Origin of the sequence: Pseudomonas sp. 57B-090624 (assembly GCF_003234055.1) — a bacterium.
GTDB lineage: Bacteria > Pseudomonadota > Gammaproteobacteria > Pseudomonadales > Pseudomonadaceae > Metapseudomonas > Metapseudomonas tohonis.
Genome location: NZ_QKRU01000001.1, coordinates 17,221 through 44,134, shown reverse-complemented (window position 1 = coordinate 44,134; position 26,914 = coordinate 17,221). Strand labels below are relative to the sequence as shown.

20 protein-coding genes are annotated in these 26,914 nt (G+C 68.0%); 9 read left to right on the top strand and 11 right to left on the bottom strand.

Features of this window, described 5'->3' with window-relative positions:
- Window positions 1–7: 7 nt before the first annotated feature.
- From ybaL to DMX10_RS00160, 4 genes are all read right to left on the bottom strand, one after another.
- Window positions 8–1,699, bottom strand: a complete 1,692-nt coding sequence (gene ybaL / locus DMX10_RS00175; protein ID WP_111259191.1) for a YbaL family putative K(+) efflux transporter — start codon at window positions 1,697–1,699, stop codon at window positions 8–10.
- A 177-nt stretch (window positions 1,700–1,876) separates the two neighbouring features.
- Entirely contained in the window at window positions 1,877–2,380 is a 504-nt protein-coding gene (locus tag DMX10_RS00170; RefSeq protein ID WP_111259190.1) for an acyl-CoA thioesterase, read from the bottom strand.
- A 268-nt stretch (window positions 2,381–2,648) separates the two neighbouring features.
- Window positions 2,649–4,016, bottom strand: a complete 1,368-nt coding sequence (locus tag DMX10_RS00165; protein ID WP_111259189.1) for a glutamine synthetase family protein — start codon at window positions 4,014–4,016, stop codon at window positions 2,649–2,651.
- A gap of 14 nt (window positions 4,017–4,030) precedes the next feature.
- Entirely contained in the window at window positions 4,031–5,422 is a 1,392-nt protein-coding gene (locus DMX10_RS00160; protein ID WP_111259188.1) for an aspartate aminotransferase family protein, read from the bottom strand.
- A 282-nt stretch (window positions 5,423–5,704) separates the two neighbouring features.
- Between DMX10_RS00160 and DMX10_RS00155 the strand changes: the two genes are divergently transcribed.
- Together DMX10_RS00155 and DMX10_RS00150 are read left to right on the top strand one after the other, a co-directional pair.
- A complete protein-coding gene (locus tag DMX10_RS00155; RefSeq protein ID WP_111259187.1) occupies window positions 5,705–6,370 on the top strand; it encodes a GntR family transcriptional regulator in 666 nt (221 codons plus the stop codon).
- Window positions 6,371–6,550: 180 nt separating this feature from the next.
- Window positions 6,551–8,314, top strand: coding sequence for a cation:proton antiporter (locus DMX10_RS00150; RefSeq protein ID WP_111259186.1), 1,764 nt, complete (start codon window positions 6,551–6,553; stop codon window positions 8,312–8,314).
- Between the two features lie 12 nt (window positions 8,315–8,326).
- Here the strand turns inward: DMX10_RS00150 and DMX10_RS00145 are convergent, their stop codons facing one another.
- On the bottom strand, window positions 8,327–8,734 hold the full coding sequence (locus DMX10_RS00145) for an SMI1/KNR4 family protein (protein WP_111259185.1): 408 nt from the start codon (window positions 8,732–8,734) through the stop codon (window positions 8,327–8,329).
- 136 nt (window positions 8,735–8,870) lie between these two features.
- Between DMX10_RS00145 and DMX10_RS00140 the strand changes: the two genes are divergently transcribed.
- Entirely contained in the window at window positions 8,871–9,329 is a 459-nt protein-coding gene (locus DMX10_RS00140) for a GNAT family N-acetyltransferase (protein ID WP_111259184.1), read from the top strand.
- Between the two features lie 561 nt (window positions 9,330–9,890).
- Here DMX10_RS00140 and DMX10_RS00135 read toward each other — a convergent pair.
- From DMX10_RS00135 to uvrD, 3 genes are all read right to left on the bottom strand, one after another.
- On the bottom strand, window positions 9,891–10,736 hold the full coding sequence (locus DMX10_RS00135) for a Tim44 domain-containing protein (RefSeq protein WP_111259183.1): 846 nt from the start codon (window positions 10,734–10,736) through the stop codon (window positions 9,891–9,893).
- 228 nt (window positions 10,737–10,964) lie between these two features.
- Window positions 10,965–12,752, bottom strand: coding sequence for a hypothetical protein (locus tag DMX10_RS00130; RefSeq protein ID WP_111259182.1), 1,788 nt, complete (start codon window positions 12,750–12,752; stop codon window positions 10,965–10,967).
- 109 nt (window positions 12,753–12,861) lie between these two features.
- On the bottom strand, window positions 12,862–15,045 hold the full coding sequence (gene uvrD / locus DMX10_RS00125) for a DNA helicase II (RefSeq protein WP_111259181.1): 2,184 nt from the start codon (window positions 15,043–15,045) through the stop codon (window positions 12,862–12,864).
- A 199-nt stretch (window positions 15,046–15,244) separates the two neighbouring features.
- On the opposite strand from uvrD, the gene DMX10_RS00120 reads away from it, so the two are divergent.
- Complete coding sequence (locus DMX10_RS00120; RefSeq protein WP_111259180.1) at window positions 15,245–18,130, top strand: EAL domain-containing protein; 2,886 nt, start codon at window positions 15,245–15,247, stop codon at window positions 18,128–18,130.
- On the opposite strand, the gene yegQ is transcribed toward DMX10_RS00120, so the two are convergent.
- Together yegQ and zwf are read right to left on the bottom strand one after the other, a co-directional pair.
- Window positions 18,099–19,457 (bottom strand): tRNA 5-hydroxyuridine modification protein YegQ, encoded by a 1,359-nt coding sequence (gene yegQ, locus DMX10_RS00115; RefSeq protein WP_111259179.1) that lies wholly within the window; start codon window positions 19,455–19,457, stop codon window positions 18,099–18,101. The genes DMX10_RS00120 and yegQ overlap by 32 nt on opposite strands.
- 506 nt (window positions 19,458–19,963) lie before the next feature.
- Window positions 19,964–21,385 carry a glucose-6-phosphate dehydrogenase gene (gene zwf / locus DMX10_RS00110; RefSeq protein WP_218281303.1) on the bottom strand — a complete coding sequence of 474 codons (1,422 nt, stop codon included), beginning with the start codon at window positions 21,383–21,385 and terminating at the stop codon, window positions 19,964–19,966.
- A 173-nt stretch (window positions 21,386–21,558) separates the two neighbouring features.
- On the opposite strand from zwf, the gene hexR reads away from it, so the two are divergent.
- A complete protein-coding gene (hexR, locus tag DMX10_RS00105; RefSeq protein ID WP_111259177.1) occupies window positions 21,559–22,425 on the top strand; it encodes a transcriptional regulator HexR in 867 nt (288 codons plus the stop codon).
- A gap of 33 nt (window positions 22,426–22,458) precedes the next feature.
- Here the strand turns inward: hexR and DMX10_RS00100 are convergent, their stop codons facing one another.
- Entirely contained in the window at window positions 22,459–23,235 is a 777-nt protein-coding gene (locus tag DMX10_RS00100; RefSeq protein ID WP_111259176.1) for an IclR family transcriptional regulator, read from the bottom strand.
- A 173-nt stretch (window positions 23,236–23,408) separates the two neighbouring features.
- Between DMX10_RS00100 and DMX10_RS00095 the strand changes: the two genes are divergently transcribed.
- From DMX10_RS00095 to DMX10_RS00080, 4 genes are all read left to right on the top strand, one after another.
- Complete coding sequence (locus tag DMX10_RS00095; RefSeq protein ID WP_111259175.1) at window positions 23,409–24,167, top strand: ABC transporter substrate-binding protein; 759 nt, start codon at window positions 23,409–23,411, stop codon at window positions 24,165–24,167.
- A gap of 61 nt (window positions 24,168–24,228) precedes the next feature.
- Entirely contained in the window at window positions 24,229–24,885 is a 657-nt protein-coding gene (locus DMX10_RS00090; protein WP_111259174.1) for an amino acid ABC transporter permease, read from the top strand.
- Window positions 24,882–25,625, top strand: a complete 744-nt coding sequence (locus DMX10_RS00085; RefSeq protein WP_111259173.1) for an amino acid ABC transporter ATP-binding protein — start codon at window positions 24,882–24,884, stop codon at window positions 25,623–25,625. The genes DMX10_RS00090 and DMX10_RS00085 overlap by 4 nt, the downstream gene beginning before the upstream one ends.
- Entirely contained in the window at window positions 25,622–26,911 is a 1,290-nt protein-coding gene (locus DMX10_RS00080) for an FAD-binding oxidoreductase (protein ID WP_111259172.1), read from the top strand. The genes DMX10_RS00085 and DMX10_RS00080 overlap by 4 nt, the downstream gene beginning before the upstream one ends.
- Window positions 26,912–26,914: the final 3 nt, after the last annotated feature.

The window sequence follows — 26,914 nt, the reverse complement described above, 5'->3', positions numbered from 1 at the left end:
GCCGCCGTCAGGCCGCGACCGGTGCGTCCGGCGTGGCCTGGTCGGCGGCGACGCGATCGATCATGGCGCGGGCGATCTCGCGCTCGCCCATGATCACCAGGTCCGCGCCGTTCTGCTCCAGGTGCTCCACCTCGGCGTCGAAGTGGGCACGGGCGATGATGGTCAGTCGCGGGTTCACCGCACGGGCCTGCTGGGCGATCTGCCCGGCCTCGAAACCATTGGGGATCGCCAGCAGCAGCCAGCGCGCCCGCGCCAGCTGCGCCAGTTCCAGCACCTCGGGTCGCGCCGCGTTGCCCAGCACCGCGCTGATGCCCGACTCGCGCAGCTCATCCAGCCCCGCGCGGCTGTCCTCGATCACCACCAGTGGCGTGCCGGCCTCGCGCAGGCGCAGGGCGATCTTGCGGCCGACGCGGCCGTAGCCGATGAGGATGGCGTGGTCGTGTTCCTCGATGGCGGGCGGTACGTCCTCGACCGGTGCCTGCTCCGGCGGCAGCTCCGCCGCCTTGCGGTCCTGGCGCGCCTGCCAGCGGCCGATGGCGATGAACAGCAGCGGGTTGACCAGGATCGACAGGATGGCGCCGGCCAGCAGCAGGTCGCGGCCGGTCTGCGGCATCAGCTCCAGGTCCAGCCCGAGGCCGATGAGAATGAAGCTGAACTCGCCGATCTGCGCCAGGCTGGCGGAGATGGTCAGGGCGGTGCTCTTGGGGTGGCCGAAGGCGCGCACGATGACATAGGCCGCCACCGACTTGCCGAGCACGATCACCAGGAAGGTGGCCAGCACCGGCAGCGGCTCGCGGATCAGGATCAGCGGGTCGAAGAGCATGCCCACCGAGACGAAGAACAGCACCGCGAAGGCGTCGCGCAGGGGCAGGGTCTTCTCGGCGGCGTCGTGGCTCAGCTCCGACTCGTTGAGCACCATGCCGGCGAAGAAGGCGCCCAGGGCGAAGGACACGTCGAAGAGGATCGCCGAGCCGTAGGCGATGCCCATGGCGATGGCCAGCACGGCGAGGGTGAACAGCTCCCGCGAGCCGGTGCCGGCGACTTTGGCCAGCACCCAGGGGATCAGGCGGCGGCCCACCACCAGCATCAGCACCACGAAAGCGGTGACCTTGCCCAGGGTCAGCAGCAGCTCGACGCCGAGACTGATTTCGCCACCGCCATGGGCCTTGCCGCCGAGCATGCCGGAGAGCGCCGGCAGCAGCACCAGGGTCAGCACCATCACCAGGTCCTCGACGATCAGCCAGCCCACGGCGATGCGGCCGCGCTGGGTGTCCAGCAGCTGGCGCTCCTCCAGGGCCCGCAGCAGCACCACGGTGCTGGCCACCGACAGCGCCAGGCCGAACACCAGCCCGCCGCCCAGGGGCCAGCCGAGGCCCCAGGCCAGGCCCATGCCCAGCAGGGTGGCGACGGCGATCTGCACCACGGCACCGGGGATGGCGATGTTCTTCACCGACATCAGGTCCTTGAGGGAGAAGTGCAGGCCGACGCCGAACATCAGCAGGATCACCCCCAGCTCGGCGATCTCCTGGGACAGTGCCTGGTCGGCGACGAAGCCCGGGGTGAAGGGGCCGGCCAGTACGCCGGCCAGCAGGTAGCCCACCAGCGGCGAGATGCGCAGGCGGTTGGCCAGGCTGCCGAGCAGGAAGGCCAGCACCAGGCCGGCGGAGAGGGTGGCGATCAGCGGTGTGTGGTGGGGCATGCGGCGGCTCCTTGCACGCAGGGAACGACCCGGCCGCAACGGCGGCTCGCGGCGCTGCGGGGAGTGGTTCGAAGGTGGTTCACGGGGCCTGGCCCGTGGCGAACGCGGCTGCCGCCGCGTGCGTCAGGTTAGCCGTTGGCTGACGGTGATTGTATGAAAAGTCCGTCAGATTATTTTTCAGGATGTAGCGGTGCTCTCGCTGCCGTTCTCGCGCAGCTCGCGGTAGCGGCGCTCCATCTCCTGGCGGATCTGCCGCCGTTGCTGGCCCTGGACGAAACGGCGCTTCTCCTCGGCGGTCTCCGGCTGGCGGGGCGGTACCGGGGCCGCCTTGCGGTCGTCGTCCAGCGCCACCATGGTGAAGAAGCAGCTGTTGGTGTGGCGCACCGAGCGCTCGCGGATGTTCTCGGTCACCACCTTGATGCCGATCTCCATGGACGTGGTGCCGGTGTAGTTCACCGAGGCGAGGAAGGTCACCAGCTCGCCCACGTGCACCGGCTCGCGGAACACCACCTGGTCCACCGAGAGGGTCACCACGTAGCGCCCGGCATAGCGGCTGGCGCAGGCGTAGGCGACCTCGTCGAGGTACTTGAGCAGGGTGCCGCCGTGGACGTTGCCGGAGAAGTTGGCCATGTCCGGGGTCATGAGGACGGTCATCGTCAGTTGCGCGTTGCCGGGTTCCATGGAGGGGCTCTGTCTCGGGGCTGGGAAGTGAAACTGTAGACGCAGCGAGACAGAGACGGAGCACAGGGACAGCGCCTGTGGATAAACACCTGGCCGCACTCCGCCCCGTAGGATGGGTAGAGCCCCGCGAAACCCATGCTGCCCGCCCGACGCCGACGTCATGCCGGTACTCGGAATTGATGGGTTTCGCTCCGCTCTACCCGTCCTACGAGTTGCGGTTTGCGGCTGGTGGGGCTGTGGATAAGCAACTTGTCCACAACCCCATGTATCAGGCGTGGGTCAGGTACCAGCGCCAGTCCTGCTCGCCCACCTCGCTGACGAACTGGCGGAACTCCTCCCATTTGATGGCGAGGAAGATGTCGAGGAAGTCTTCGCCGAGCGCCTCCTTCGCCCAGGCCGAGCGCTCCAGGGTGCGCAGGGCGGTGAGCCAGTCGGTGGCCAGGGTTTCGCGGGCCTGTTCGTAACCGTTGCCGGTGATGGCCTCGCCCGGGTCGATCTGCTCGCGGATGCCTTTATGGATGCCCGCCAGCAGCGCGGCAGCGGCCAGGTAGGGGTTGGCGTCGGCGCCGCAGATGCGGTGCTCGACGTGGCGGCTCTGGGCCGGGCCACCGGGCACGCGGAAGGACACGGTGCGGTTGTTCACCCCCCAGCTCTTGGCCAGCGGCGCGTAGCTGTTGGCCTGGAAGCGCCGGTAGGAGTTGGCGTTGGGGCAGAAGATCGCCAGGGCGTCGTCGAGGGTCGCCATCATCCCGCCGATGGCGTGGCGCAGCAGCGGGGTGCCGTGCGGGTCCTCGCTGGCCATCAGGTTGTTGCCCGCCTCGTCGGCCAGGCTGACGTGCAGGTGCATGCCGCTGCCGGCCAGGTCGCCGAAGGGCTTGGCCATGAAGCAGGCCACCAGGCCGTGCCTGTTGGCCACGCCCTTGACCAGGCGCTTGTAGCGCACGCCCTCGTCGATGGCCTGGAGTGCGTCGAAGCGGTGTTCCAGGGTCAGTTCCAGTTGGCCGGGGGCGTACTCGGAGATGGCGGTGCGCAGCGGCAGGCCCTGGGCCTCGCAGGCGGCGTAGAGGTCGTCGAGGAAGGGCTGCAGCTGCTCCAGTTCGTACACGCCGTAGACCTGCGGCGCCTGCGGGCGTACGCCATTGGCCTGCAGCGCCGGCTGCGGGCGGCCGCCGGCGTCACGGGCCTTGTCCAGCAGGTAGAACTCCAGTTCCACCGCCATCACCGGGTGGTAGCCGTCGGCCTTGAGCCGGTCGATGGCGCGGGCCAGTACATGGCGCGGGTCGCCGGGCGTGGCCGGCAGGCCCTGGGTCGGGTGCATGCTGACCTGCACCTGGGCGGTGGGGCTGCTGCGCCAGGTTTGCAGGGCCAGGGAGCCGGGCACCGGGTAGGTCCAGCAGTCGGCGTCGGCCACTTCCCAGACCAGGCCACTGGCTTCCACATCCTCGCCCTGGATGGTCAGCGAGAGGATGGAGCTGGGCAGCGGGCGACCGTTCTCGTAGATGGCCAGCAGCTCGTCGCGGTGCAGCAGCTTGCCGCGCGGGATGCCGTTGGCGTCGAACAGCATCAGTTCGATGCTGCGGACCTCGGGGTGGCGTGCGAGGAAGTCACGGGCTTCCTGGGGGTCGGCGAATCGCATGGGGGTTCTCGCGTTCAGAGTCGGGCGCCGGGGATGGCCAGGAGCTCGGCCAGGGCCTGGTCGAGGGTGGTGATCAGGCGGTCGACGTCGGCCTCGGTGGTGGCCGGGCAGCACAGGGTCATGTTGTGGAACGGGGTGATGAGGATGCCCCGGTTGATCAGGTAGAGGTGCAGGGCCATCTGCAGGCTGTCGTGGAAGGCGGCCTCGGCCTCGGCACCGGTGCGCGGCGAGGTGGCGCAGAACTGGAACTCGCAGCGGGCGCCTAGCTCGGTCACCGACCAGGCCAGGCCGTGCTTGTGGATAAGTCCACGGAAGCCTTCGGCCAGGCGCGCCGCCAGGGGCAGCATGTGGTCATAGGCGGCCGGGGTCATCACCTGTTCCAGGTTGGCGCGCATGCAGTGCATGGCCAGGGCGTTGGCCGAGAGGGTGGTGCCCATGCCGCTGTGGCCGTGGCCGCCGGACTGTTCGCTGGCGTGCTTGCGGGCCAGCTTCATGGCCTGGGCCATCTCGGCGGTGCAGCCGTAGACGGAGCAGGGCACACCGCCGGCGATGGGCTTGCCGAGGGTGATGAAGTCCGGCTGCAGGTTCCAGGCGCGGGTGCAGCCGCCGGGGCCGGTGGAGATGGTGTGGGTCTCGTCGATGATCAGCAGGGTGCCGTGGCGGCGGGTCAGCTCGCGGAGCTTCTCCAGGTACCCGGCATCGGGCAGGACCATGCCGATGTTGGTCATCGCCGGTTCGCAGAGCACGGCGGCGACGTCGTTCTGCGCCAGGGCCTGTTCCAGCGCGTCGAGGTCGTTGAAGGGCACGGCGCGGCTGGTCTTGGCCAGGTTGCGCGCCTGGCCGATCAGGCCGCTGCGGTGCACGGTGCGGCCATCGCGGTGGCGCACCATGACGTCGTCGACGGTGCCGTGGTAGCAGCCGTCGAACACCAGCAGCACGTTACGCCCGGTGATGGCGCGCACCCAGCGGATGACGAAGCGGTTGGCGTCGGTGGCGGTGGTCGCCACCTGCCAGTAGGGCAGGCCGAAGCGCTCGGCCAGCAGTTCGCCGGCGACCACGGCGTCCTCGCCCGGGAGCATGGTGGTGAGCCCGCGCGCGCCCTGCTCGGCGATGGCACGGGCGATGGGCTCGGGGGAGTGGCCGAACATGCTGCCGGTGTCGCCCAGGCAGAAGTCCACGTATTCGTGGCCGTCGACGTCATGGAAGCGCGCGCCCTGTGCGCGCTCGACGAAGAGCGGGCAGGGCGTCGACCAGTCGCTCATCCAGTGCATGGGCACGCCGCCGAACAGCGAGTGGCGGGCACGCTCGGCGAGCGCCAGGGATTTGGGGTTGTGGGCGATGAAACGGGCACGCTCGGCGGCGGCGAAGGTTTCAACGGCGGATTCTGCAATGCCACTGGCGGTCATGTTTGAACACCTCGTTCGAATTTCCGCACATCCTGTTTTGTGATCACAGATATGTCAATAGCTGGACTGTTCATGGCAAAAGCCTATGATCGAACTGATTTTGTGATCACACTATCGGCAGGCCTGTCGATCTTGTCCCCAGGCGGTCGCTGCGCTTGCAGTGCGCCCGGGCAGTTATCCATAGGCCTGGCCATCCGTCCATCCAGGAGATCCACCAGCATGCGCAACTGCAGCCTGACCCTTGCCCAACTGCCGGCACCACCGGCCATTCAGGAGTGACCCATGGCCGACAACCTGCAGGAACAGCTTTACCTACGACTGCGTGAAGGCTTGCTGGCGGGGCGTTTCCAGCCCGGCGAGCGCCTCAAGATCCGCGACCTCGCCGCCGAGTGGGGCACCAGCCCGATGCCGGTCCGTGCGGCGTTGCAGCGCCTGGTGGCCGAGGGCGCCCTGGAAGGCGAGCCGCAGCGCTCGCTGCGGGTGCCGATCATGACCCGCGAACGCTTCCAGCAGATCTTCCTGGTGCGCCTGTCCCTGGAGGGACTGGCCGTGGAGACCGCCACGCCGCGGCTCACCGCGCAGGACATCGAGCAGCTGAGGCGCTGCGTCGAGAACATGGAGCGGGCCCTGGAACGGCGCGACGTGCAGGGCTACCTGGACGACAACAGCCTGTTCCACATGACCCTCTACCGCGCCTGCGCCAACCCCACGCTGCTGCGCATGATCGAGTCGCTGTGGCTGCAGGTCGGCCCCTTCTTCAACCAGCTGTTCACCGAGGCCGACCTGTCCCTGCGCCTCAACGATTTCCACGAGGACGCCTTCGAGGCGTTGCTCGCCGGCGATGCCAAGGGCGCGCGGGCGGCGATCGAGCAGGACATGACCTACTTCGGCAATTTCCTCATGAACCTGCTGGAGCTGGAGACTGCCCAGGCGAAGAACGGCAGCTGACCAGCAAAGCTGTTTCGGTTTGTTTCGCCGAAAATGACGGTGCGGTGCCCGGTGTTACTCTGCCGAAAGTTCTGACTAGGAACTTCCCTATTTCATACAGGGGCTCCCAGGAGCCAAGCGAGCAACCCCGGGCGCGGCCTCCGTCCTGCGCACTGATGAGCCAGAAGGAGCCGGTGCGCCATGCATGCCATCAGTTTCATCCAGGACATGGCGGTGATCATGCTGGTGGCCGGCCTGGTCACCATCCTCTGCCACCGTTTCAAGCAACCGGTGGTGCTGGGCTACATCATCGCCGGCTTCCTCATCGGCCCGCATACCCCGCCCTTCGCGCTGATCCACGAAGAAGAGACGATCAAGATCCTCGCCGAGCTCGGGGTGGTCTTCCTGATGTTCTGTCTGGGCCTGGAGTTCAGCCTGCGCAAGCTGTTCAAGGTGGGCGCCACGGCCTTCATCGCCGCCTTCCTGGAAATCGTGCTGATGATCTGGATCGGCTACGAGATCGGCAGCTTCTTCGGTTGGAGCACCATGGATTCGCTGTTCCTCGGCGCGATCCTGGCCATTTCCTCGACCACCATCATCATCAAGGCGCTCAGCGACCTGAAGATGAAGAACGAGCGCTTCGCCCAGCTGATCTTCGGCGTGCTGATAGTCGAAGACATCCTCGGCATCGGCATCATCGCGCTGCTTTCGGGCATCGCCCTGTCCGGCTCGGTGGAGACCGGCCAGGTGTTCGCCACGGTGGGCAAGCTCAGCCTGTTCATGGTCGTCGCGCTGGTCATCGGCATCCTGCTGGTGCCGCGCCTGCTGGCCTACGTGGCGAAGTTCGAGAGCAACGAGATGCTGCTGGTGACGGTGCTGGGGCTGTGCTTCGGCTTCTGCCTGCTGGTGGTGAAGCTGGAATACAGCATGGTGCTGGGCGCCTTCCTGATCGGCGCGATCATCGCCGAGTCGCGCCAGCTGGCGCAGATCGAGCGCCTGGTGGAGCCGGTGCGCGACATGTTCAGCGCCATCTTCTTCGTCGCCATCGGCCTGATGATCGACCCGGGCATCCTGCTCGATTACGCCTGGCCCATCGCGGTCATCACCGTCGCCGTGGTGCTGGGCAAGATGGTCTCCTGCGGCATCGGCGCGTTCATCGCCGGCAATGACGGGCGCACCTCGCTGCGCGTCGGCATGGGCCTTTCGCAGATCGGCGAGTTCTCCTTCATCATCGCCGCGCTGGGCATGACCCTGCAGGTCACCAGCGACTTCCTCTACCCGGTGGCAGTGGCGGTCTCGGCCATCACCACGCTGCTCACCCCCTACCTGATCCGCGCCGCCGACCCGCTGTCGCAGACGCTCGCCGGCATGGTGCCCTTGCGCATCGCGCGCGTGTTCAACCTCTATGGCGACTGGCTACGCAGCATCCAGCCCCAGGGCCAGGGCGCCGTGCTGGCGGGGATGATCCGCAAGATCCTCCTGCAGGTGGGGGTGAACATCGCGCTGGTGGTGGCGATCTTCCTTTCCGGCGCCTATTTCGCCGGCGCCCTGGGCGAGTACCTGAGCGACTGGGTGGCGCAGCGGAACCTGCAGAAGGGCCTGGTCTGGGGCGCTGCGCTCCTGCTGTCGCTGCCCTTCCTGATCGCCGCGTACCGCAAGCTCAAGGCACTGTCGATGCTGCTGGCGGAGATGGGCGTGACGCCGGAGAAGGCCGGGCGGCACACCGCGCGGGTGCGCAAGGTGATCGCCGAGGTGATCCCGGCACTGTCGCTGGGGGTGATCATGCTGCTGCTCATGGCGCTGTCGGCGAGCATCCTGCCGACCCTGGAGCTGCTGGTGCTGATCGCGCTGCTGGCGGCCGGGGTCATCGCGCTGCTGTGGCGCTGGCTGATCCGCGTGCACTCGCGCATGCAGATCGCCTTGCTGGAGACCCTGGAGCAGAGTCGCGACCAGGGCCACCCCTGAGGGGGCGGGCGCTCAGCTCTCCAGCCAGACGTCGCGCGCCCAGTGCCAGACGGAGTCCCAGCTCTCATCGGTCATGTCGCCCTCTTCGCCGGACCAGAGCAGCACTTCGCCCTCCAGGTCGACCACGTAGTAGTCGCGGCCGTCCTGGCAGATCGGTACCAGGTCGCGGGGCACGCCCAGGTCCCAGGCCACCGAGGCCACTTCCGGCAGGTAGGTGTGGGACTGCGGGTCGGTGGCGGTCACCGGTTCCAGGCGGCCGTAGACCACATCGCTGACCTTGAGCAGGAACTCGCGCAGCTCGAAGGGCAGGTTGATCAGCAACTGCTCCTCGATCTCCACCAGCAGCTCGTCGTCCGGCAGCTCCAGCGGGACCGGTACGGGTTCGTTGAGTTCGCGCAGCTGTTCGATGACTTCTTCCACGGCGACAGGTCCTCGTGCATTGGGATGCGCTTTATACAGTAGCTGGCGCCCGGAAGAAAAAAACCGCGAGCGGACCACTCGTCCGGTGGTGGTGCATTGCATACTGCCCCCTTCCCCCGACCACGACGGAGCCCCCATGCCGATCACCTGGACCTGCAGCCACCACAGCGACCTCGACAAGCAGGCGCTCTACGACATCCTCGCCCTGCGCACCCAGGTGTTCGTCGTCGAGCAGAAGTGCCCCTACCTGGAAGTGGACGGCCTGGACCTGGTAGGCGACAGCTGCCACCTCATGGCCCGCGACGGCGATGCGCTGGTGGCCTACCTGCGCCTGCTGGACCCGCAGCGCAACCAGGGCGAGGTGGTGATCGGCCGCGTGGTGATCGCCGAGGCGGCGCGCGGCACCGGCCTGGGCCACCAGCTCATGGAGCGCGCCCTGGAAGACTGCCAGCGGCGCTGGCCGGGGCTGCCGGTGTACCTCTCGGCCCAGGCGCACCTGCAGAAGTACTACGGGCGCTACGGCTTCGTGCCGGTGACCGAGGTCTACCTGGAGGACGACATCCCCCATATCGGTATGCGCAAGGCGGCGGTCTGACGCCGGTGGCTATTACCCTGTAGGGGCGAATTCATTGGCTCTGTCGGCGTTAGCTGTTGTGTTTTTAATGCAGGCGCTCAAGCACGGTACTTTCCGGGCGCTTGAGGGTTTGTGCCACCTTCACCGCATGGGTTTCGCTTCGCTCGCGGAACGCCGCCCGACCCATCCTACGAAAGCCTGTGCGCACCGATGGAGTGAGGGAACCCCGGCGAAGCCGGGGCCGGATGATGGGGCAAGTTTTTTGGTTCCTTTTCACCGGGCTGGCGTTCCAGCGATTGGAAAAGGGACTCGCCCGGGGGGCGAAACCAGAAACATCACCAGAGCTCGGCAATCAGCTGGACTCAAATCCTCTAGCAACACTCAACGCAGACAGAGCCAATTCATTCGCCAAGGACCGCGTAGCGGTCCCTGCTGTGGCCCATGCAGGGTGTTTCCTGTGGCATCGCCTGGTGGATGAAAAGAGTGCCATCCACCCTACATGTCGATCAGCCCAGCGGCTGGTCGAACACACAAAAGAAAACCCCGGGCATGCCCGGGGTTTCTTCATTGCGCGAACGCTGATCAGTTCTGGCGGATGCCCGCCACCAGCCAGGGTTGGTCGTCGCCGTTGGCACGCTCCATGCGCCAGCTTTCGCTGAACACTTCACCCTGGTCGAAGCGCGAGGTCTTCGACACGCCGTTGAAGGTCAGGGTGGCGACGGTCTTGTCGGCCAGCTCGTCGATGCCGTCCAGTTGCACCTGCAGGTTGTCGATGTAGGTGGACTGGAAGCCGTCGCCCAGGCTGGCGCGCTCTTCCTTCAGGAAGCTGAGCATCTGCGGGGTGACGAACTCGGCGATCTTGTCCATCTCGGCCGCGTCCCAGTGCTGCTGCAGGGACATGAAGTGCTCCCGGCCGGCTTCGATGAAACGCTCTTCGTTGAACCAGCTCGGCGCGTTGAACGCGCGCTGTGCCACCGCTGCCGGCGCGGCGCTGCCACCGAAGATCGGCGCCTGCTGCTGCGGCATTTCGCGCTGGAACGGGCCGCCGGCCATGGCGGGCTGATGGCCCTGCTGCTGGCGCTTGCGGGCGGCGATGAAGCGGAAGATGACGAAGGCGATCAGGGCGATGATCAGGAAGTCGAAGATCTGCATGCCCTGGAAGCCGTCGCCCATGAACATGGAGGCGAGCAGGCCACCGGCGGCGAGGCCGGCCAGCGGGCCGAGCCAGCGCGAGGCACCGCTGGCGGCAGCGGGCTGGCGACCGGGTGCGGTCGGGGTGGCGGCAGGGGTGTTGGGCTGCGCCTGGCGGGTCTGGTGGGTCGGCGCGGAGCCGAAGGTCTTGCCACCGCCCATACGCTTGGCGTTGGCATCCAGGCTGAGCGTCAGGCCGACGCAAAGGGCCAGGGCGATACTGAGGAATCGGCGCATCAGAGGCATCTCTTGGTTAGGGGTCCACGCGCGCCATGCTGCCCAGTCGTGCCTGCGATGGCTAGCGGCAGAATGTATCGGGATTTTTTACGGCTGCGCTTCAGGCGCAAGCTCGGCTACCCGTAGGAGCGAATTCATTCGCGATGGAGCTGCCGGCTACGCGGAGCCGGCAGCGAGGCGGCGGGCTTCTTGCGGCCGGAGCCGCTCCCACGGTGAACCCGGATCGATCTACCGTGCGGCGCAGCCCGGGCGGGCGCGCAGCTGGTGGTCGGTGCGCAATCGGATGGCACCCTTGGCGCCGGGCTGGTAGTCGAAGTTGCGGGCGAACCAGGCGGCGGATTGCTCCAGCGTCGCGTTGACCGGTGGCAGGGTGAATTCCCAATAGGGGTCGTCCTCCTGCCGGCATCTGGCGCTCAGTACCAGGCCCGGCAGCGACGAGTCGTCGGCGTAGTCGCTGCCGAAGGCTCGCTGGCCGAGGGTCAGGCGGTCTTTCTCGCTGTCGCCATAGGCGTACAGCAGGGTGTCGCTGCGGATATCCAGCAGGTTCTCGCCGGCCTGCTCATGGGCGAAGGGAGCCAGGCGCACCAGCAGGCCCGGCTTGCGCAGGTAGACCCAGCCTGGGCGGCTGGAATCGAAGGGGCTGGCGGGGTAGGGCAGCATGTCCAGGTACTCCAGGCGCAGCCTGCCGTCGGCCTCGGTCGAGGCGCGCAGCAGTTCGTAGGCGCCGTCGCCGCGGGTCTTCAACAGCGCCTCGCCTTGGCCGGTGGCCAGCACTTCGCGGATCGCCAGGGCCTCGCCATAACCCATGCTGCTGGCGACGTAGCGGTTCACCGCCTGGCCTTCGCGCAGCTGGTAGATCGTCTGCTCGATGGCCGCGCCCTTGCCGCCTGGGCGATACGCATAGCGCACTTCCTCCAGCGACCAGCGCGGACTCCCGGCCAGCACGCGGGTGCGTGCCGGCAGGACGCAGCGCTCCTTGCGCAGGGTGGCGGGCACGCCGGGCAGCGGCTCGCCCAGGCACAGGTCGTCGGTTGGCACATGGCTGCTGGGGTAGGGCGCCCGGTCGGCGTGCAGGGGTGGATTGGGGTTGATGGCCTGGCACTGCGCGGGGACCAGGTCGAGGGTGTCGACGAAGTCGTCGGGCTCGGGGCTGGAGGCGTAGTCGAGGGTCTGCGGCGTGCGGGGCTGCGGGCCGGCGTCCACCTCGCGCAAGGTCACGCCCCAGCGCACCGGGTCGGGGCGCGGCAGTTGCTGGGCCGCGCGCAGGCGCAGGGCCGGTGCGGGGCCGGTGACCAGTTCCAGGTTGCGCTCGAGCCAGGCGGGGCCGTCCTGGAAGCGCAGGCGCTCGGGAGTGGAGGCACCCAGCCCGGAATAGATGAGCGGGTGGCTGAACTCGAAGTCGGGCAGCACGAAGCAGGCGGGGTCCAGCTCCAGGCGGGCGACCTCGCGGCCACGCTGCATGTCCACCGCGCGGAAGGCCGGCGGGCGCTTGTTCCAGCCCGGGTCGGCGAGCACGGCCAGCTCGCCACGCACATCCAGCAGCGCGCCGGGGCCTGCATCGACGATGCGCAGCGGCTGCAGTTGCACCAGGTACAGGCGGTCCGCGCCGCCCACGCTCACCCAGCCTTTGCGGCGGGCGTCGTTGAACCAGTTGTAAGGCAGGTCGCGCAGCAACACCTCGGCCTGCGGCTTGCCGCCGTTCTTGCGGTACAGGCGGGCCAGCTCGAAGTCCTGGCCGCTGCCACGGTTGAAGAGGATCAGCGCCTGGTCGGGGCCGCTCACGCGGGCGTCCCAGAGGGTCGGGTAGATGGGCTTGCCGTCGGTCGCCAGCAGCTGTGCGAGCGCCTTCATCGACAGGGTGCCGCCGTCCAGGCGCAGGGAGGTTTCGGTGCGCTCGCGGCGCTGTCCGGTGTTCCAGTCGCGGTAGCTGTCGGTTTCGCGCTTCACCTCGAAGCCGGGGGCGGCCTCGATGCTGGTGGCGATGATCAGGCTGAGCAGCAGCAGGGGAAGGCGCACGTCCGTGTTTCCGCAGGAAGGAGGGGAGCGGCCATCCTGCCGTGGCTGTGGATAACTGCCAAGTAGGTGTTGTGCCGGGCTCCGCCAGGGCGGCGGGGCCCGGGGGCGGTCAGAGGGCCTGGAGCTTGGCGTAGGCGAGCATCAGCCACTTGCTGCCTTCGCTTTCGAACTTCACCTGCACCCGCGCCTGGGCGCCGGAGCCCTCGAAGTTGAGGATGGTGCCTTCGCCGAACAGTGCGTGCTGCACGCGCTGGCCGAGGTTGAAGTCGGTCTGCGGGATCTCCGCGCCGGAGAACATCGAGCCGCCGCTGCGCGCACCGCCGGCCACCGGGCGGCTGATGCTGTTGCCCAGGCGCACTTCGCGGATCAGTTGCGGGGGGATCTCGCGGACGAAGCGCGAGACCTTGTTGTAGGTCTCGCTGCCATAGAGGCGGCGGGTTTCCGCGTAGGTCAGCACCAGGCGTTGCATCGCGCGGGTGACGCCGACGTAGGCCAGACGGCGCTCCTCTTCCAGGCGGCCGGATTCCTCCAGGCTCATCTTGTGCGGGAACAGGCCTTCTTCCATGCCCACCAGGAACACCAGGGGGAACTCCAGGCCCTTGGCGCTGTGCAGGGTCATCAGTTGCACGCTGTCCTCGAAGGCGTCGGCCTGGGTGTCGCCGGCTTCCAGCGAGGCATGGCTGAGGAAGGCCTGCAGCGGGGTGAGTTCGACGTCGTCCTCGCCGTTCTCGAACGCACGGGCAGCGCTGACCAGTTCCTCCAGGTTCTCCACCCGGGCCTGGCCTTTCTCGCCCTTCTCTTCCTTGTGGTAGGTGATCAGCCCGGTCTGCTCGATGACGGTCTGGGTCATCAGGTGCAGGGGCATCTCCATGACCTTGGCGGCGAGGTTCTCGATCAGCTCGATGAACACCGCCAGGGCGCCGGACGCGCGGCCCGGCAGGCCCTTGTTGGCCACCAGCAGGCGGATCGCCTCCCACATGGAGACGTCCTGGCCGCGGGCGAATTCGCGGATGCTTTCCACCGTCTTCTCGCCGATGCCGCGGGCGGGGACGTTGATCACCCGCTCCAGGGCGGCGTCGTTGCCACGGCCGTCGAGCAGGCGCAGGTAGGCCATGGCGTTCTTGATCTCGGCGCGCTCGAAGAAGCGCTGGCCGCCATAGATGCGGTAGGGGATCTTCTCCCGCAGCAGCGCCTCTTCCAGCACCCGCGACTGGGCGTTGGAGCGGTAGAGGATGGCGATCTCGCTACGCGCCATGCCGTCCTTCAGGGCGCTCTCGATGCTTTCCACCACGTAGCGGGCTTCGTCGTGCTCGTTGAAGGCGGCGTACAGGCCCAGCGGCTCGCCGTCCTCGCCGTCGGTCCACAGCTCCTTGCCCAGGCGCCCCTGGTTGTTGGCGATCAGGGCGTTGGCGGCCTTGAGGATGCCGGCGGTGGAGCGGTAGTTCTGCTCCAGGCGGATGGTCTCGGCGTCGGCGAAGTCGCTGGAGAACTGCTGGATGTTCTCGATGCGCGCGCCGCGCCAGCCGTAGATCGACTGGTCGTCGTCACCCACCACCATGAGGCTGTCGCCGCCCTGGGCGAGCAGGCGCAGCCAGGCGTACTGCACGGCGTTGGTGTCCTGGAACTCGTCCACCAGGATATGGCGGAAGCGCCGCTGGTAGTGGGCCAGCAGGCCGGGCTTGTCGCGCCACAGGTCGAGGGCGCGCAGCAGCAGCTCGGAGAAGTCGATGACCCCGGTGCGCGCACAGGCGGCCTCGTAGGCTTCGTAGATCTTCAGCATGGTGCCGAGGAACAGGTCGCCCCCGGCCTGGATGTGCTGCGGGCGCAGGCCTTCGTCCTTCTGCCCGTTGATGAACCACTGCGCCTGGCGCGCCGGCCAGCGCTGCTCGTCCAGGCCCAGCTCGCGGATCACCCGCTTGACCAGGCGCTGCTGGTCGTCGCTGTCGAGGATCTGGAAGTTCTCGGCCAGGCCGGCCTCCTGCCAGTGCGCGCGCAGCAGGCGGTGGGCCAGGCCGTGGAAGGTGCCGACCCACATGCCCGCCGGGTTGATGCCCAGGAGCTGCTCGATGCGGTGGCGCATCTCGGCGGCGGCCTTGTTGGTGAAGGTCACCGACAGGATCGAGTGCGGCGAGGCCTGCTCCACCTGGATCAGCCAGGCGATGCGGTGAACCAGCACGCGGGTCTTGCCCGAGCCGGCACCGGCGAGGACCAGTTGACGCCCCAGCGAGGCCGCTACGGCCTGGCGTTGAGCGTCGTTCAGGGAGTTCAGGAGGAGAGAGAGATCGTCATGCATCGCGGCATTCTATTGACCGGCCCAGGCGAGGGCAAACCGATGACCGGATGGTCAGCCAGACGGTGCGGGCGCTGCATCCAAAAGGCCCGCCGAAAGTTAGGCGGCGCGCTGTCAAAACCGGGCACATAAAGCTTTGGCGGCACGTTCCGCTCGGGTAAGCTCCGCCGACGCCTAGGCAACCATTACAAGAAAATCGCCTATGACCGCGACACCCAACGAAGCCCAGATCGACCTGCCCGGCGGTGACAGCCGCGCCCTCAGCCAGCACTTCGCAACGGACCTGGCCGTGGAGCGCACGCGCCTGCTCTACCAGGGCTCGCAAACCCCCACATTGTTCATGCTGCTCAACGGCCTGGCCTGCGCCTACCTGCTGTGGGAGCCCGCCAACGGCCTGCTGCTGGGCGGCTGGCTGGTGTGGCTGGTGCTGCTGGCGGTGCTGCGCCTGACCCAGGTGGCCGCCTTCAAGGCCGCGCTGCCCTCGCGCCAGGCCCAGCCCCAGTGGCACCGCACCTTCCTTCTCGGCGCCGCCGCCTCCGGCCTGACCCTGGCCTTCCCGGTGATCTTCCTGGTACCGGGCGATGCCTTCCTGCAGCAGGCGCTGGTCTATGGCCTGATCGCCGCCGCCATCCTCTCCGCCAGCGTCGCCTATGCGGTGAGCCTGCAGGCCTTCCTCACCTTCGCCCTGCCGTGCCTGGTGCCCACCGTGTCCTGGCTGCTGGCCAGCGGCGAGCCGTTGCAGCGTGGCTGGGGCCTGCTCAGCTTGATCCTCCTGGCCGCGCTGATGGTGGTGGCCTGGCAGGTCAACCGCCTGGTGCAGCGCAGCCTGATCCAGCGTTTCCACAACCAGGCGCTGATCGACAACCTGGAGCACGCCAAGGTCCGCGCCGAGGGGCTCAACAGCGAGCTGGCGCGGGAGGTGGAGCAGCGCCGGCGCGCCGAGCGCGAGCTGCGCGCCGCTCACAACGACCTGGAGATCCGCGTCGCCCAGCGCACCCTGGAACTGGCCGACGCCAGCCACGCCCTGGCCAAGAGCGAGGCGCGCCTGGCCCTGGCCCTGGAGGCCAGCGAGCTGGGGCTGTGGGACTGGAACCTGGAGACCGACGAAGTCCACCACTCGCACCTGAAGGAGATCTTCGGCATCGAGATGGACGACGTCACCCGCGTGCTCAGCGACCTCAAGCCGCGCCTGCACCCGGACGACCTGCCGCTGCTGCGCCGTGCCCTGGTCGACCACCTCAAGGGCCGCAGCGACGGCTATGCCATCGACTACCGGGTGCGCCACAGCGACGGCCGCTGGCTCTGGGTCGAGGATCGCGGACGGGTGGTGGAGCGCAACGAGCAGGGCAAGGTGCTGCGCATGCTCGGCACCCGCCGCGACGTCACCGAGCGCAAGCAGGCCGAGGAGCAGCAGCGCCTCTCGGCCATGGTCTTCGAGGCGGCCAGCGAGGGCATCGTCATCCTCGACCCGCATTACCGCCTGCTGGCGGTCAACCAGGCCTTCAGCGAAGTCACCGGCTACCGTCGCGACGAGGTGCTCGGCCGCACGGTGGTGGAGATCAACAGCACCCGCGAGAGCCGCCGCCAGTACCACCTGATCCGCCAGGAGCTGGAGCAGAGCGGCAGCTGGCAGGGCGAACTGGTGGACACCCGCAAGAACGGCGAGCTCTACCCGCAGTGGCTGCAGCTCAACGTGGTGCGTGATGCCCGGGGCAATGCCAGCCACATCGTCGGCTTCTTCGCCGACCTCTCCGCACGCCGCGATGCCGAGGAGCGCCTGCGCTACCTCTCGCACTACGACGAGCTCACCGGCCTGGCCAACCGCACCCTGTTCAAGGACCGCCTGCACGAGGCCAGCCAGCGCGCGCGCCAGAGCGGCCGCAGCCTGGCCCTGCTGCACATCGACCTGGATCGCTTCAAGGTGCTCAACGACAGCCTCGGCCATGAAGTGGCCGACCAGCTGCTGCGGCAGATGAGCCGGCGCCTGGCCCAGGCCGCGCCCGAGGCGGACACCATCGCCCGGCTGTCCGGCGACGAATTCGCGGTGATCCTCGACGCCTACGGCAGCCTCTCCAGCCTGGCGCGCACCGCCAGCCGCCTGCTGACCAAGCTGCGCACGCCGATGACGGTGGGCGGCGAGGAACTGGTGGTCAGCGCCTCCCTGGGCATCAGCCTGCTGCCGGACAACGCCCGCGAGATCTCCACGCTGATCAGCCAGGCCAACATGGCCATGCAGCATGCCAAGCACCTGGGCGGCAACACCTTCCAGTTCTTCACCGACAACCTCCAGGCCTGCACCCTCGAACGCCTGCAGATGGAGACCCAGCTGCGCAAGGCCATCGATGAAGGCCAGCTGGAGGTCTTCTACCAGCCCAAGCTGTGTCTGGCCGACGACAGCCTCAACGCCGCCGAGGCGCTGGTGCGCTGGCGCCATCCGCAACTGGGGCTGGTGCCGCCGGGGGACTTCATCGGCCTGGCCGAGGAGACCGGGCTGATCGCGCCCATCGGCGAATTCGTGCTGCGCCAGGCCTGCTTGCAGGCGCGTGAGTGGCAGCGCCAGGGGCTGGCGGACATCCGCGTCTCGGTCAACCTCTCCGGCCACCAGCTGCGCCAGGGCAACCTCACCAGCCTGGTGCGCCAGGTGCTCGACGAAACCGGCCTGTCGCCGCGCCTGCTGGAACTGGAGCTGACCGAGAGCCACCTGCTGGAGAACGTCGAGCACGTCATCGCCACCTTCCGCCAGCTGCGCGAGCTGGGGGTGAAGCTGGCCATCGACGACTTCGGCACCGGCTACTCGTCCCTGAGCTACCTCAAGCGCTTCCCGGTGGACTACGTGAAGATCGACCAGACCTTCATCCGCGACCTGTCCTCCGGGGGCGAGGACGCCGCCATCACCCGCGCCATCATCGCCATGGCCCACGGCCTGGAGCTCAAGGTGGTGGCCGAGGGCGTGGAGACCCAGGCGCAGATGGACTTCCTCAAGACCCAGGGCTGCGACGAGATCCAGGGCTACCTGATCAGCCCGCCGGTGGAGGCGCCGGTGTTCGCCGCGCTGCTCAAGGAGCAGGCGACGGCGCTGTGGCGCTGACCGGCTCCGGCAGGTCGCGCAGCAGCAGGGCGTATTCCAGGTCGAGGTCCGCGGGCAGCGGGATGTAAAGCAGGTGGCCGTCGCCGGGCGCCACCTGGCGGCTCTCGCCGTTGGCGCCTTCCAGGCCATGGAGGATGAAGCCCAGGTTGCCCGTCGGGGTCATCAGCTCCAGGCGGTCGCCCACCTCGAAGCGGTTCTTCACCCGTACTTCCGCCAGCTCGCCCCGGCGCACGCCGGTCAGCTCGCCGACGAACTGCTGACGCGAGGGCCGCGAGCTGCCGTGCGCGTAGTTCTGGTAGTGGTCGTGGGTGTGGCGCCGCAGGAAGCCCTCGGTGTAGCCGCGGTTGGCCAGTGAATCCAGGCGCTCCAGCAGGCGCGGCTCGAAGGGGCGGCCGGCGAGGGCGTCGTCGATGGCCTGGCGATAGGCCTGGGCGGTACGCGCCACGTAGAAGTGCGACTTGGTGCGGCCCTCGATCTTCAGCGAATGCACGCCCATCTCCAGCAGGCGGCCCACGTGCTGCACGGCACGCAGGTCCTTGGAATTCATGATGTAGGTGCCGTGCTCGTCCTCGAAGGCGGGCATGTACTCGCCCGGGCGGCTGCCGTCCTCCAGCAGGAACAGGCGCTCGCTGGGTGCGCCCTCGCCCAGGGTTGGCTGCGTCGTGCAGGCGTGCACCACATCGCCCAGCGCGTCCTCGCGGGCTTCCCCGGCCTTGTACTGCCAGCGGCAGGCATTGGTGCAGGTGCCCTGGTTGGGATCGCGGTGGTTGATGTAGCCGGACAACAGGCAACGGCCGGAGTAGGCCATGCACAGGGCGCCGTGGACGAACACCTCCAGCTCCATCTCCGGCACCTCGTGGCGGATCTCGCCGATCTCCTCCAGCGACAGCTCGCGGGAGAGGATCACCCGGGTCAGCCCCTGGGCCTGCCAGAACTTCACGCTGGCCCAGTTCACCGCATTGGCCTGCACCGAGAGGTGCACCGGCATCTGCGGGAAGTGCTCGCGCACCAGCATGATCAGCCCCGGGTCGGACATGATCAGCGCGTCCGGCGCCATCGCCACCACCGGCGCGAGGTCCTTGAGGAAGGTTTTCAGCTTGGCGTTGTGCGGGGCGATGTTGACCACCACGTAGAAGCGCTTGCCCCGGGCGTGGGCCTCGGCGATGCCTGCGGCCAGGGTGGCGTGGTCGAACTCGTTGTTGCGCACCCGCAGGCTGTAGCGCGGCTGGCCGGCGTACACCGCGTCGGCGCCGTAGGCGAAGGCGTGGCGCATGGCCTTGAGGGTGCCGGCGGGGCAGAGCAGTTCGGGGGCTTGGCGGCTGGACATGGGCGGGGCTCGTTGCGCGAAAAGCCGCGGATTCTAGGCAAGCCGCCCGGACCGGGTATTGCGCTGGAGCAATGCCGGCGCGGAGTGAATTCGTTCGCGAAGGATGGCCGTCGCTGCGTTGGGCCTCGCTGTGCTCGGCGCCAACCTACGGGTGCTTGGGTACCGTGGATGTAGCGTGGACTCCGCTTCATCGGTCCACCAGCGGTGTCGGGCCGTGCTCAGCCGGTGGACGTAAAGAGCGACGTCCACCCCGCAGCGGTCCGGCTTTTTTGAGGAGCGAATTCATTCGCGAAGGGGCGGGCGTTGCTGTGTTGGGCCTCGCTGCGCTCGGCGCCAACCTACGGGGGCTTGGGTGCCGTGGATGTAGGGTGGACCCCGCTTCATCGGTCCACCAGCGGTGTCGTGCCGTGCTCAGCCGGTGGACCTAAAGAGCGACGTCCACCCTACTTAGCGGTTCGGCTTTTTTTGAGGAGCGAATTCATTCGCGATCGGCGGGGCAGGGCGCTTCAGTCATTCCACGCCCGCCCCTGCAGCTCCAGCAGGCTGTGGGCCTGCTCGGGGCCGGTGGAGCCGGCGGGGTAACTGCGTGGGCTCTGGTAGTACTCGTGCCAGCCTTCGAGGATCGGGTCGACCCAGCGCCAGGCGGCTTCCACCTCGTCGCGGCGCATGAACAGCGTCGAGTCGCCCTCGATCACGTCCAGCAGCAGGCGCTCGTAGGCATCCCAGCGCCGCTGGGTGAAGGCCTGGGCGAGGTTGAGGTCCAGCTCCACCGGTTCCAGGCGCATGCCCTTGCCGGGGTTCTTGGCCATCAGTTGCAGGCTGATGCGCTCCTCGGGCTGCAGGCGGATCAGCAGGCGGTTGGCCTCGCCGCCGTTGAACAGGCGGTGCGGCACCGGCTTGAACTGGATGACGATCTCCGAGTACTTGCGCGCCAGGCGCTTGCCGGTGCGCAGGTAGAAGGGCACGCCGGCCCAGCGCCAGTTGTCGATCTCCGCCTGCACGGCGACGAAGGTCTCGGTGTCGCTGTCGTTGTCGACGTTCTTCTCGAAGTAGTAGGCGGGTACTTCCTGGCCGCCGATCTTGCCGGCGGCGTACTGGCCGCGCACGGTCTTGTCCTGCACGTCGAGCCCGGAGATGGGCTTGAGGGCTTCGAGGATCTTCACCTTCTCGTTGCGCACCGCGTCGGCGTCGAAGCGCACCGGCGCCTCCATGGCCACCAGGCAGAGCAGCTGCAGCAGGTGGTTCTGCACCATGTCGCGCATGGCGCCGGCGTGGTCGTAGTAGCTGCCGCGGTTCTCCACGCCCAGGGTCTCGCACACGCTGATCTGCACATGGTCGATGTGCCCGGCGCGCCACACCGGCTCGAACAGGGCGTTGGCGAAGCGCAGGGCCATGAGGTTCTGCACCGTCTCCTTGCCCAGGTAGTGGTCGATGCGGAACACCTGGCGCTCGTCGAACACCGCGCCGATGGCGGCGTTGATCGCCAGGGCCGATTCCAGGGAGTGGCCGATGGGTTTCTCCAGCACGATGCGCGCCTGGGGCCCGGCGAGGCCGGCGATCTGCAGGTGCCGGGCGATGTCCTCGAACAGGCGCGGGGCGATGGCCAGGTAGTAGACGCGGCCGCGATCCTCGCCTGGCCCCAGGTGGCGGGCCAGGCGCCCGAAGTCGGCGCTCTGCGAGACATCCATGACGAAGTAGTCGAGCCGCGCGGCGAACCCCGCCCAGGCCTCGTTGGTGAAATCGGCGCGAGCCACCTGGGCGCGGCAGTGGCGCTCGGCGAGGGCCCGGTACTGCTGGGCATCGAGGGGATTGCGGGCGATGGCGAGGATGCGCAGCTGCGGATGCAGGCGCCCGTCGCGATGCAGGTGGTAGAGCGCCGGAAGCAGTTTGTGCAGGGCGAGGTCGCCGGTACCGCCGAAGACCAACATGTCACAGGGCTGGGTCAAGGGTGCACTCCTGCGTGGTTTACCTGGGCGGAAAAGCGGGTCATGTAGTATAACTACAAGGTCACTACAGCCCGACGGCCGTCGATCATAACCGAGTTGTCCCCACGCGTTGATCGAGCCGTGAAGCGTATCCCCCACTTCGAAGAGCCTGCCCTGTGAATCTGCTGCAACACATCGCCCAGTCGCGCCACCTGCTGCGCAAGTCGGAACTGAAGGTCGCCGACCACGTCCTGCTCGATCCCGCTGCAGTCATGCACAGTTCCATGGCGGACCTCGCGCAGAGCGTCGGCGTCAGCGAACCCACCATCGTGCGTTTCTGCCGCGCCATCGGCTGCGGGGGCTTCCAGGACCTCAAGCTGAAACTGGCGCAGAGCCTGGCTGCCGGCGCCAGCTTCGGCCAGTTCGCGATCCACGAGGACGACTCGGTCGCCGACTTCAGCCTGAAGATCTTCGACACCACCCTGCACACCCTGATGGACGTGCGCGAGAAGCTCGACCCCCAGGCCCTGCAACGTGCCATCGCCGCCTGCGCCCAGGCCCAGCGCGTGGAGTTCTACGGCTTCGGTGCCTCCGGCGCGGTGGCCGCCGATGCCCAGCACAAGTTCTTCCGCCTGCTGCTGACTGCCGCCGCCTATTCCGACCCGCACATGCAGGCGATGTCGGCGGTGACGCTCAAGCCCACCGACGTGGCCATCTGCATCTCCCAGTCGGGCCGCTCCAAGGACCTGCTGATCACCGCCAACCTGGTGCGCGAGGCCGGCGCCACGCTGATCACCCTGTGCCCGAGCCAGACGCCGCTGGCGGACCTGGCCACGGTGAACCTGGCCATCGACGTGCAGGAAGACACCGAGATCTACACCCCGCTGACCTCGCGCATCGCCCACCTGGTGGTGATCGACGTGCTGGCGATGGGCGTGGCCATGGCCCGTGGCCCGAGCCTGGTCAACCACCTCAAGAGCGTGAAGCGCAGCTTGCGCAGCCTGCGCCTGTCGCCCAAGTCGATCAAGGCGATGGAAGACTGATCGACGTCCCCCGCCCCGGGCGCCACGCGCCGTTCAGAGGGTCCTGATCGAGGTGCGGATCGCCCGCGCGCACTCGATCACCGCAGGTGCCAGCTTGCGTTCCGCTTCCTCCAGGCTCCAGCGGCTGGTCGGCGCCACCACGTGCACGGCGGCCACCGGCTGGCCCTGGCTGCCGAGGATGGGCGCGGCGATGGTCATGTCGCCGAGAAACAGCTCCTCGTTGTTGATCGCATAGCCCTTGCGCCGGGTCGCCTCGATTTGCGCGAAGATTTCCTCCGGGCCGGTCAGGGTCTGCTGGGTGTGGCGCTTCAGTTCGCTGGCGGCCAGTGCCGCATGCACCGCTTCATCGTCCAGGGCGCTGAGGTAGGCGCGGCCGGAGCCGGTGCAGTACATGGGGATGCGGCTGCCGATGGGCATGTGGATGGGGATGAACTTGGGCGCCACGAAACGCGCCACGTAGACCATCTCCAGGCCGTCGGGCTCGGTGAGGTTGGTGGTTTCCCCGGTGATCTGCGCCAGTTCGGCGAGGAAGGGGTTGGCCACGTCCACCAGGGTGTCGGCGGCCAGGTAGTTGTAGCCGATCTCCATCACCCGCGGCGTGAGCTGGAAGCGCTTGGTCTGCGGGTGCTTGCGCACGTAGCCGAGCTCTTCGAGGGTGTGGATCATGCGCTGCGCCGAGCTCTTGTTGATGCCCGCCGCCTCGGCCACTTCGGCCAGGTTCATGGTGCGCTGCCGGGCGTTGAAGGCACGCAGCACGGCCAGGCCTTTCTCCAGCGACTGGTTGAACAGTGAATTGTTGTTATCGCTCATGTCGCGTCCTTTCAGCGGGTTTTCTGCTGTTTTGAATATCGATATTCGATATTTATAAATCTCTTTACGATTCTTGTAAATTGTTTATAGTCGAGAAAACGCCCCCTGCCGATTCAGAAGGGGCTATCCATAGCGCACAACGACAATAAACAGCGTCCAATGGGAGACTCGCCATGCATCCTCGCCTTCGTGCCCTCACCTGTGCCTGCGTCCTCGTCGCCGGCCTCGCCACGTCCGTCGCCGCCAGCGCCGAGAGCTACCGGGTCGGCGCCACCGCCACCGGCGTGCCTTTCACCTTCCTCGACGTCAAGAGCCAGAGCATCCAGGGGATGATGGTCGACGCCGCCCAGGCCGTGGCCAAGGCCGGCGGCTTCGAGGTGGAGATCCAGCAGACCACCTTCGCCGCGCTGATCCCCTCGCTGACGGCGAACAAGATCGACGTCATCTCCGCCGCCATGCTGCGCACCCCTGCGCGGGAGAAGGTGGTGCAGTACTCCGACCCGGTGTTCAGCTACGGCGAGGGCCTGATCGTCCGCGCCGACGACGCCAGCGCCTATACCCGCATGGAGGACCTCGCGGGCGAGGTGGTGGGCGCCCAGGTCGGCACCGTGTTCATCGACGAGCTGAACAAGCGCGGCATCTTCAAGGAAGTGCGCGGCTACGACTCCATCGCCGACCTGATGCGCGACCTGGCGCTGGGGCGGATCAAGGCCGGCTTCGCCGACCGCCCGATCCTCGCCTACCAGCTGGCCCAGGGCACCCAGGACAAGGTGCGCCTGGTGCAGGGCTACCAGCCGGTGATCATGGGTGATGTCTGCCTGATCGTGCGCAAGGGCGATGCCGCGACCCTGGAGCGGGTCAACACGGGCATCGCCGCGATCAAGGCCGATGGCTCGCTGGACCGCATTATCGCGAAGTGGAAGCTCGACTGACCGCGCTCGCGGCCCGCCGTCGCGGCGGGCCTTTCCCTGAACCCATCCACGGGTAGCCTCCATGTTTCTCCAGAACGCTCTGGACTTCCTCCCCATTCTGCTGAAAGGGGCGGTGGTCACCGTGCAGGTCACGGCCGGGTCCTTCCTGCTCAGTTCCATCATCGGCCTGGTCTTCGCCCTGATGATGGTGTCGAAGGTCCGCGCCATCTCGCTGTTCGCCATCGCTGTGGTCAACGTCATCCGTGGCCTGCCGATCATCGTGCAGCTCTTCTACATCTATTTCGTGCTGCCGGACTTCGGCATCCAGCTCAGCGCCTTCCAGGCCGGCGTCATCGGTCTCGGCATCGCCTACTCGGCCTACCAGGCGGAGAACTTCCGCGCCGGCATCCAGGCCATCCACCAGGGGCAGATCGAAGCGGCCGAATCCCTCGGCATGCGCGGCGCCATGGTGATGCGCCGGGTGGTGCTGCCCCAGGCCTTCCGCATCGCCCTGCCGCCGTACGGCAACACCCTGGTGATGATGCTCAAGGACTCCTCGCTGGTCTCCACCATCACGGTGGCCGAGATGACCCGCGCCGGCCAGCTGATCGCCTCCTCGACCTTCGAGAACATGACCGTCTACACCCTGGTGGCGCTGCTCTACCTGGCGCTGAGCCTGCCGCTGTCCTACGGCCTGCGCCGGCTGGAAGCGCGAATCGGCAAGAGGAGCAAGCCATGATCGAGATCAAGCAGCTGCACAAGAGCTTCGGCAGCCTGGCGGTGCTCGAAGGCATCGACCTGAGCATCGAGAGCGGCGAGGTGGTCTGCCTGATCGGCCCCTCGGGCTCCGGCAAGTCCACCCTGCTGCGGTGCATCAACGGCCTGGAGACCCACGACCGGGGCGAGATCCTGGTCAGCGGCCAGCCGGTGGACCGCCATCACGACAGCATCCATGAGATCCGCACCCAGGTGGCCATGGTGTTCCAGCGCTTCAACCTGTTCCCCCACCGCACGGCTGTGGAAAACGTGATGGAGGGGCCGATCTACGTGAAGAAGGAAGACCCCCGCGAAGCCCGGCGCCAGGCCGAGGCGCTGCTGGAGAAGGTCGGCCTCGCCCACCGCATGAACGCCTACCCGGACGAGCTTTCCGGCGGCCAGCAGCAGCGCGTGGCCATCGCCCGCGCCCTGGCGATGAAGCCCAGGGCGATCCTCTTCGACGAGCCCACCTCGGCCCTGGACCCCGAGCTGGTGGGCGAGGTGCTGGCGGTGATGCGGCGCCTCGCCGACGAGGGCATGACCATGATCGTGGTCACCCACGAGATGGGCTTCGCCCGCGATGTGGCGGACAAGGTCTGCTTCCTCCACAGCGGTCGCATCGTCGAACAGGGCCCGGCCCGCGAGGTGCTGAGCACGCCGAGCCACCCGCGCACCCAGGATTTCCTCAAGCGCCTGCTGAACAGCGGCGAGGTGCCGGCATGAACGCGCCCCTGGTGCCCGCGCTGCCGTCCTCGCTCTGGGCGGCCACCGCGAAACCCGCTGTCGCCACCCCGCCCTTGAACGAGAGCACCCAGGCCGACGTCGCCATCGTCGGCGCCGGCTACACCGGGCTGGTCACCGCCCTGCACCTGGCCGAAGCGGGCGTGCGCGTCTGCGTGCTGGATGCCGGCGAGCCGGGCTGGGGCGCTTCCGGGCGCAACGGCGGGCAGGTGATCCCCGGCCTCAAGTTCGACCCCGAGCAACTGATCGCCAAGTTCGGCGCGGCTCGTGGCGAGGCGATGATCCAGGCCGCCGGTGGCGCCGCCGACGAGGTGTTCGCGCTGATCGAACGGCTCGGCATCGACTGCGATGCCACGCGCAAGGGCTGGATCCAGCCGGCCGCCTCGGCCGTGGCCATGCGCGGCCTGGAGCAGCGCGCCGGGCAATGGCGCGCGCGCGGCGTGGAGGTGGAGCTGCTGGACGAGCCGGCCGTGGCGCGGCGCATCGGCAGCGTCAATTACCTCGGTGGCTGGGTCGACCCGCGCGCCGGCAGCGTCCAGCCCCTGAGCTACGCCCGTGGGCTGGCGCGTGCGGCAATCGAGCGGGGCGCGATGATTCATGGCCACAGCCGGGTGACCGGCCTGCGTCGCGAAGAGGGCGGCTGGATGTTATCCACAGCCGCCGGCGCCCAGGTGCGGGCCGAGCGCGTGCTGCTGGCCGGCAACGGCTACACCGACGGCCTCTGGCCCGGCCTGCGCCAGACGCTGATCGCCGCCAACAGCTTCATCGTCGCCACCCAGCCGTTGCCGGCGCACCTGCGCCACAGCGTACTGCCGGGTGGCGAAGTCTGTTCGGATGCGCGGCGCCTGTTGCTGTACTTCAAGCAGGACGCCCAGGGGCGCCTGTTGCTGGGTGGGCGCGGTCCCTTCCCCGAGCCGCGCCAGGCCAGCGACTGGGCGCATCTGGAACGCTCGCTCACCGGGCTGTTCCCGCAGCTCGCCGGGGTGCCCATCGAATACCGCTGGAGCGGGCGCGTGGCGCTGACCCAGGACTTCCTGCCCCATGTCCACGAACCGGCGCCGGGGCTGTCGATGCTGCTGGGCTACAACGGTCGCGGCATCGCCCTGGCCACCTGCCTGGGGCGGCACATGGCGGCGCGCCTGGCGGGGCAGGGCGGGGATTTCCCCTTCCCGATCACGCCGCTGCGGCGCATTCCCCTGCACGGCCTGCAGCGCCTCTACCTGGGCGCGGGGATCGCCTGGTACCGCCTGCTCGACGCCCTGCTCTGACCG

Excerpts from the sequence above, each read along its gene's own strand:
- DMX10_RS00120 (WP_111259180.1), top strand. The coding sequence starts at position 15,245 with ATGACCGCGACACCCAACGAAGCCCAGATCGACCTGCCCGGCGGTGAC.
- uvrD (WP_111259181.1), bottom strand. The coding sequence starts at position 15,045 with ATGCATGACGATCTCTCTCTCCTCCTGAACTCCCTGAACGACGCTCAA.
- DMX10_RS00090 (WP_111259174.1), top strand. The coding sequence starts at position 24,229 with ATGTTTCTCCAGAACGCTCTGGACTTCCTCCCCATTCTGCTGAAAGGG.
- DMX10_RS00155 (WP_111259187.1), top strand. The coding sequence starts at position 5,705 with ATGGCCGACAACCTGCAGGAACAGCTTTACCTACGACTGCGTGAAGGC.
- yegQ (WP_111259179.1), bottom strand. The coding sequence starts at position 19,457 with ATGTCCAGCCGCCAAGCCCCCGAACTGCTCTGCCCCGCCGGCACCCTC.
- DMX10_RS00095 (WP_111259175.1), top strand. The coding sequence starts at position 23,409 with ATGCATCCTCGCCTTCGTGCCCTCACCTGTGCCTGCGTCCTCGTCGCC.
- DMX10_RS00080 (WP_111259172.1), top strand. The coding sequence starts at position 25,622 with ATGAACGCGCCCCTGGTGCCCGCGCTGCCGTCCTCGCTCTGGGCGGCC.
- zwf (WP_218281303.1), bottom strand. The coding sequence starts at position 21,385 with ATGTTGGTCTTCGGCGGTACCGGCGACCTCGCCCTGCACAAACTGCTT.
- DMX10_RS00150 (WP_111259186.1), top strand. The coding sequence starts at position 6,551 with ATGCATGCCATCAGTTTCATCCAGGACATGGCGGTGATCATGCTGGTG.
- DMX10_RS00085 (WP_111259173.1), top strand. The coding sequence starts at position 24,882 with ATGATCGAGATCAAGCAGCTGCACAAGAGCTTCGGCAGCCTGGCGGTG.
- DMX10_RS00170 (WP_111259190.1), bottom strand. The coding sequence starts at position 2,380 with ATGGAACCCGGCAACGCGCAACTGACGATGACCGTCCTCATGACCCCG.
- DMX10_RS00160 (WP_111259188.1), bottom strand. The coding sequence starts at position 5,422 with ATGACCGCCAGTGGCATTGCAGAATCCGCCGTTGAAACCTTCGCCGCC.
- DMX10_RS00165 (WP_111259189.1), bottom strand. The coding sequence starts at position 4,016 with ATGCGATTCGCCGACCCCCAGGAAGCCCGTGACTTCCTCGCACGCCAC.
- DMX10_RS00140 (WP_111259184.1), top strand. The coding sequence starts at position 8,871 with ATGCCGATCACCTGGACCTGCAGCCACCACAGCGACCTCGACAAGCAG.
- DMX10_RS00135 (WP_111259183.1), bottom strand. The coding sequence starts at position 10,736 with ATGCGCCGATTCCTCAGTATCGCCCTGGCCCTTTGCGTCGGCCTGACG.
- DMX10_RS00100 (WP_111259176.1), bottom strand. The coding sequence starts at position 23,235 with ATGAGCGATAACAACAATTCACTGTTCAACCAGTCGCTGGAGAAAGGC.
- ybaL (WP_111259191.1), bottom strand. The coding sequence starts at position 1,699 with ATGCCCCACCACACACCGCTGATCGCCACCCTCTCCGCCGGCCTGGTG.